Raw genomic sequence first — 6,424 nt, 5'->3', positions numbered from 1 at the left:
ACCTACGATTCGAATACAGGATCCTGGAGTGCTGTCACAGTAGAAAGCGACTGGGCCAAGAACTTCACATATATGAATGCCCAGAATGTAGCGGATGTAATACTTAAGCAATCGGATAGCAAAAAAGACGAAGCTTATTCAGCAATATCATCAGACCCAGACATTTTTAAAAATAGTGAAAGAGTAAAGGCACTGGCAGCCGACTTAGGATTAACGCCTGAGGTACTTAGAGAGAAGTTAGCCGACGCAAAAAATACCATATATTTGGATGATCCGAACAAAGCGGCAGAAGCAAAACAATTACTGGCTGATGCAATGAAAGCTATCCATGATGAGGCGTATGGAGAAAATCCGAATCTTGATTTACAGAAGGCGATCGAGAATTCTAAAGCAGTCGCGAAAGTAGATTCAGGTTCCACTGAGGGAAAGTTCCTAGGTGATCTTGGGATGCAAGCAAAGATTTACTTCAACCAATTAGCGGGTAACGCATTTGGTGAATTTGCATATGTAAATGAGAATGGGGATGTTATTTTCCAATCCTGCTTTGTCGCAGGGACATTGGTTCATACACCGCAGGGCTTGAAAACAATCGAGACTTTGAAGATAGGCGACGAAGTATTTGCTTTCGATGAAGAAAGCGGAGAGAAAGTTGTTCGAAAAGTAACGGAAACATTTATCAACCAAACGACTACTATCTTCAAAATCACAGATTCTAAAGGAGAAGTAATCGAAACGACTTGGAACCATCCATTCTACTTGAAACAAGGTCTTTGGGTGAAGGCTAAAGACCTAATGGTTGGAGACGCATTCCTGACGATTGATGGCAGAGAGATCAAGGTGGTGTCTATTGAAGAAGATATCCGCGATGAAAAGGTTTATAACTTAGAAGTAGAAGATGCACATACTTACTACGTGAGTGAGTCTGGGGCGTTGGTGCATAATTATTTGGACAAAGCTAGACCTTTCTTGGATAATTTTAAGGATGCTTTAACCTTCATTAACAAAGAATCACTCAAAGCAGTTTCAACAATCAATGAAGACCTCAAAAATGCAAATGAGCTTAAGAAGCGATATAACGATCTAATAGAAAACGTGAATGCTACTAAAGCCGAAAAAGTGACTTATATCACGGAAATCAAAAAGTTAGACGCTACGATAAAAAGTCGGACAGAAGATTTGAATCAGCGAATCAAAGAAATAGACACAGCGATTTCTTTTAAGAATAAATCCGATGAGTTATTGCAACAAAGCCAATACACAGAGTATCTCAAGAAACAATTAGAAGGAAATGGGAATTTAACTCCTGCCGAGAAAGCTTCCGTTGAAAAGACATTGAAAGAGCAATTGGCGAAAGTGAAAAAATTGAAAGATGAAGTCCAGGCTACTTTTGCAGTCGTATCTAAAAGGTTTTCAGGAGAAGCTAATCGTTTCTTGAATTCGAATTTGGAATATACAGGCCCGTTTGCATTCTTAAACGAGAGGGTTGCGACAGTGAACGCAGGAGGCTCTTTATTGACAAAATCTCCTGCATTCAAGGCGGAGAATACGATCGTAAATACAGCGGGGTTTGTTTCCATTTTAAAGGATACGAAGGCTGATATTATTAAGGATTTTTCAAGTGAATACAATGGCGATCCATCTAAAATGTCGGACATATCTAAGGTCCTAGATAGAACCTTCGAACGTCCTAATATTAACTTTAAGAAGATGCAGGATGATCCGGAATATAGTAAAGCGGTCGTGAAAAATTTAACTAACCCACTTTACGGATCTCAATTCGGTAGAAACGGGACTGAAGTGCAGTTAGAATTGGTGGTGGGATCCATGAAACGACTCTATCCTACCAAAGAAGCATTTTTAGAAAAGGCTCTGGTAAGAAAAGAAAAAGAGTCTGACGAGGATTATGTGATCCGCCAAGTTCGGATGAGAGGGATTGCATCTTGGATGTATGATGGAACTAAGACCATTAAAGTAATCGATCAAGAAGCGACCGTCATAAAACGACTTCAATCCGGTGTAAGTGTAATAGACCCATCGATTATTGTGTATAAAGACGAAGTCGTACTAAATGATAATAAAGATTTGGCCTCTGGAATAGCTGCCGCTACTTGTCGGATTTACGCGAACTGGATGCAGGCTGTATTATCCCAAAAGACGAATTTAAGTTTCGGAGAGTTTTACACTAGTAAGTTGATGGAAGGAGACATCGGAATGGGGACACAGAATGTTGCTCCTGTATTAGATTTGGGCGGAACTCCCGGATTTGATAATAGCTATGGAGCTCCAGAAATTGGGGGAGGTGCTCATAACTTTTCTAGTTTGTCTCTTTCTCTATTCGGAGGATTATTAGGACCGAATAAATTTACGGCGATGTTAGGTCAGTTTATAGACATGCCCAATCCAATACCGTTTAATACATTGACTGATAAATTGAATGAATACAAGAAAGGAGATGTCATCCAAATTTGGGTTGATAATTCGAATCCACCTGGCCCCAATCATTTCTGTTTGATAAAGAAGACTGAAGAAGGTTGGATTAATTATAATCATAATGGGAGGCTGGGCGAGGTCGACTTCGGTAAAGTGATTGAACCAAAGGACTTCCTAAAAACTAAGATTTATAAAATCTATGGGCCTAATGATTGATAAAGGATTTCAAAAATGAATCGTAAGATGAATATTCTATTTTTCTTAATTTATGTTAGCTGTACTGCGAATACACGCTCAGAGAATAAAAACATTCCTATAACTGAAGGTCAGACGGAGAAAAAAGCTCATACCATATATCGGGTACTTTCTAAAGATGAATACTTGAAAAACAAAATTATATTAACAGGAAGTTCTATCGAAGTTTACGAAGCGATCAGAAAAAAAAAATCAAAACTTAAGAAAAACGGAAGAACTATTTTTTGCGGGGAGTTTAATCCTCAGAATCTCACAATTCGAATTCAGTATGTGGAAAAAGAACAAGCAAATATTGAAAGTTCTGTATTGCAACTAAAGGAAAATAATCCGAATATTTATACAATCCATTATGAAAATGAAGCTTTGCTTGATGGGGTTTTTATTGAAACTAGTCGATTTACTACAAAGTTTTGGCAGATAGGTGTTTTTTCAATTGGAAAAATTTTGCAAATAACAAAACCAGAAGAAAATTTTACTCTTTCAACGAATAAACTTTTCGATGTTCAATCCATTGCTCTCAGAAAAAAGAAAATAGAAACCATCCAAGATTGTATTATGGATTTCAGAATCCAATGGTGCGGTGAGCAGCCAGATCCAAAGGATCGTGAATGGGAAAACTGTGATCCACCAGGTAATGAATACCCCTAAAATATCAATCTAATTAAAGAGAGATATTCGTGAACATGTATAGTCCCACCCTTAGCGCCTGAGCGCGAGCCAAGAATAGAGATAGGTCAGGGAAAACGGAAAAACATAAATTTAGAATGCGACAGCGATCGTAGCGGAAATCCGGCGATGCAGTGGAGAATCCACGTAAAACCGAGAAAGATTTGTCCGGATATCCGGACATCTATTCTGGGTAAGAAAACTAGAAAAGTTGAACTGGCGATGTATTAGGAATTTAGGATATTTAATCAATTTGAACTTTTTAAGTTGAGAAGAGAATCCGGATACTGGCGGGGCAGGATTTTAAAAGAGCTCTTTGGATAGAAAATGGAGCTTAAATTGTCAGTTGCTAAAGAATAGATCTTATTTTGCCACTGTTATTTCAGTACTAATAGGGGGAGTCAAGATTGGTCTAATGAAATTTTTGAATTCGTTAGTTAAAGGGACTACTACTTGAATTCAATGAAGAATTTAATACCAGACTTCTAAAGCTGGTGATCCAGGAATCTTATCCCAAAATTGTCGGGAATAACCTTCTCTGATATCCCAATAAGGTTTATAAATCCGCTCGGCATGCTTTATTATGAACCTATCAGATATATCAACTTTATATCCATTAGGACTAGTGATTCTAATAGCTACCGCACCCGGAAAATACATTAATAACTCATCTTCCTCGGGATCATAGCTGAAGCCGGTAATTGAATTATTTTTTGCATTTCTCTTGTCATACCATGATCCGAAGATTTTAACGTAGGCTCCTTCAAGGGGATTTTTCTTACTTCTTTCCAATAGACTCTCTATAAAATCTTGAAGTGGAACTTCTTTCATAATCGGTAAAGATTTTCTTAAATGAGATTTTGAATCAATGAATATTTTACATACGGCTGAAGAAGACCAAAAACTCTTACATCGCTTTTAAAAAATATGCCATTTTAGGATGAGTATTACTCTTTCTACTTCCGATACCGTCAAAAGGAAGGACAATTAGATTTTCGATATCGCTAAAAGATAAGTTAGTCGAAGCAAAGAATGGAAATTATGAAATTTTTATTTTTAAACATAATTATTGTAATCTCATCTTGCGATATCGCAAATTTTAAAACTGGTAATGATAGACCTACTGGGGTTGATCCACGTGCGCTTTGGATCGAAAAAGGTTTAAATGGTAATGGCTACTGGCATTTAGAGAAGAAGGAGGGGAAAACTACTATTTATCAAAGTTGGCTTGCAGGTGGAAATTTACATTCAGAGGTAGTTCAACAAGGAAATATTAGATATTCCAAGATTTATCATAATAACGGGAACTTACAAGAGAAAGGAAGTTATTTATATGGTCCAGTTTTTGATGAAATATCAAATACCACGGAAGATGGTTTCTCACCATTTGGTCTCTGGGTAGAATATTATGAGAATGGAAAGATACATATAATATCCTGCCATACTCCAGATATATATGAGTCAATAGGAACAAAGTGTGGACTGGAGTTAGAATACAGCGAGGATGGAAAAGTAATTCGTCACTTTGATTTCAAAAGAAAATGTAAGAAGGGATGCGATGGGAATGCTGAGCATCGTCAAAAATAATATCAAGACCCACGTAAGTTAAAAAAACAGATATAGAGCCTCTAACCCCGCCAGGGATGCGCAGGGCGTAAGTCCCGAAGCGTTACAAAAAAGTATTTAATAAAATTCTAAATATCGCGAAGGGATGAGGGCGACTGCCCGAACCCGGAGCAGCCCGGTCCTCGCGTCTGCGAGGAGGCGGCAAACAAAACTCTAATAACAAATCTCAGAACAGTGAATCGTTTATTTGGCCTCTGGAATAGCTGCCGCTACTTGTCGGATTTACGCGAACTGGATGCAGGCTGTACTATCCCAAAAGACGAATTTAAGTTTCGGAGAGTTTTATAGTAGTAAGCTGATGGAAGGAGACATCGGAATGGGGAAACAGAATGTTGCTCCTGTATTAGATTTGGGCGGAACTCCCGGATTTGATAATAGCTATGGAGCTCCAGAAATTGGGGGAGGTGCTCATAACTTTTCTAGTTTGTCTCTTTCTCTATTCGGAGGATTATTAGGACCGAATAAATTTACGGCGATGTTAGGTCAGTTTATAGACATGCCCAATCCAATACCGTTTAATACATTGACTGATAAATTGAATGAATACAAGAAAGGGGATGTCATCCAAATTTGGGTTGATAATAGAAATCCACCCGGGCCGAATCATTTCTGCCTGATTCGGAAAACAACTAAGGGTTGGATTAATTACAACCACAATGGTCGATTGGGTGAAGTTGATTATGGTCAAGTAATTTCTCTAATGGACTTCCAGGAGACAAAGATTTATAAAATTTATGGGCCTAATGATTGATAGAGGATTTAAAAATGAAACGCGTAAAAATACTGTTATTTATTTTAATTTGTATAAGCTGCAGCGCAAATTCTCGCGGTGAGAGTAATAACATTTCCATTGTAGAGGGACAAACAGAAAAGATCGGAAATATGATTTATAAAGTTCTTTCTAAGAAGGAATACATGAACAACAAAGTGATATTAACTGGGGGTGGGCGCGACATATATGAAGCAATCCGTAGAAAAAATTCGAAGTTAAAAGAAAAAGGAAGAACTATTTTTTGTGGAGAATTTAATCCTCAGGACCTTACAATTCGAATTCACTATGTTGCTAAAGAAATTCCTGAAATAAAAACTCCCACATTACAATTGAAAGAGAGTAGTCCGAATATTTACACAATTTATTATGAGAACGAAGCCTTGTTTGATGGAATCTTTCAAGAAACCGATGAATTCGGAGATAAATTTTGGCAGATAGGTATCTTTCCAATAGGAAAAATTTTACAAATCTCAAAAATCGACGGTAGGTTTGGAATAAAAACCAATAAACTTTTCGATGTTCAATCCATTGCTCTCAGAAAAAAGAAAATAGAAACCATCCAAGATTGTATTATGGATTTCAGAATCCAATGGTGCGGTGAGCAGCCAGATCCAAAGGATCGTGAATGGGAAAACTGTGATCCACCAGGTAATGAATACCCCTAAAATATCAATC

General features: G+C 37.5%; 6 protein-coding genes. 5 read left to right on the top strand and 1 reads right to left on the bottom strand.

Going from position 1 to position 6,424, the window contains the following annotated elements; all coding sequences use genetic code 11:
- Together CH365_RS09195 and CH365_RS09190 are read left to right on the top strand one after the other, a co-directional pair.
- The coding region (locus CH365_RS09195; RefSeq protein WP_244283080.1) for a polymorphic toxin-type HINT domain-containing protein at positions 1 to 2,646 on the top strand (2,646 nt) is incomplete at its 5' end.
- Between the two features lie 15 nt (positions 2,647 to 2,661).
- Entirely contained in the window at positions 2,662 to 3,333 is a 672-nt protein-coding gene (locus tag CH365_RS09190) for a hypothetical protein (RefSeq protein WP_100768257.1), read from the top strand.
- 489 nt (positions 3,334 to 3,822) lie between these two features.
- Here CH365_RS09190 and CH365_RS09185 read toward each other — a convergent pair whose 3' ends face one another.
- Complete coding sequence (locus CH365_RS09185) at positions 3,823 to 4,182, bottom strand: hypothetical protein (RefSeq protein WP_100768256.1); 360 nt, start codon at positions 4,180 to 4,182, stop codon at positions 3,823 to 3,825.
- Positions 4,183 to 4,383: 201 nt separating this feature from the next.
- On the opposite strand from CH365_RS09185, the gene CH365_RS09180 reads away from it, so the two are divergent.
- From CH365_RS09180 to CH365_RS09170, 3 genes are all read left to right on the top strand, one after another.
- Positions 4,384 to 4,938, top strand: a complete 555-nt coding sequence (locus tag CH365_RS09180) for a toxin-antitoxin system YwqK family antitoxin (protein ID WP_100768255.1) — start codon at positions 4,384 to 4,386, stop codon at positions 4,936 to 4,938.
- Between the two features lie 274 nt (positions 4,939 to 5,212).
- Positions 5,213 to 5,728 carry a hypothetical protein gene (locus CH365_RS09175; protein ID WP_208861183.1) on the top strand — a complete coding sequence of 172 codons (516 nt, stop codon included), beginning with the start codon at positions 5,213 to 5,215 and terminating at the stop codon, positions 5,726 to 5,728.
- A 14-nt stretch (positions 5,729 to 5,742) separates the two neighbouring features.
- Positions 5,743 to 6,414, top strand: a complete 672-nt coding sequence (locus CH365_RS09170) for a hypothetical protein (RefSeq protein WP_100768301.1) — start codon at positions 5,743 to 5,745, stop codon at positions 6,412 to 6,414.
- Positions 6,415 to 6,424 lie beyond the last annotated feature (10 nt).

This window comes from Leptospira neocaledonica, assembly GCF_002812205.1.
Taxonomy (GTDB): Bacteria; Spirochaetota; Leptospiria; order Leptospirales; family Leptospiraceae; genus Leptospira_B; species Leptospira_B neocaledonica.
The sequence above is the reverse complement of the archived record's forward strand: the minus strand, read 5'-3'. Positions and strand labels throughout refer to the sequence as shown.

Coding starts and splice junctions, on each gene's coding strand:
- CH365_RS09185 (WP_100768256.1), bottom strand. CDS start 4,182: ATGAAAGAAGTTCCACTTCAAGATTTTATAGAGAGTCTATTGGAAAGA.
- CH365_RS09175 (WP_208861183.1), top strand. CDS start 5,213: ATGCAGGCTGTACTATCCCAAAAGACGAATTTAAGTTTCGGAGAGTTT.
- CH365_RS09170 (WP_100768301.1), top strand. CDS start 5,743: ATGAAACGCGTAAAAATACTGTTATTTATTTTAATTTGTATAAGCTGC.
- CH365_RS09180 (WP_100768255.1), top strand. CDS start 4,384: ATGGAAATTATGAAATTTTTATTTTTAAACATAATTATTGTAATCTCA.
- CH365_RS09190 (WP_100768257.1), top strand. CDS start 2,662: ATGAATCGTAAGATGAATATTCTATTTTTCTTAATTTATGTTAGCTGT.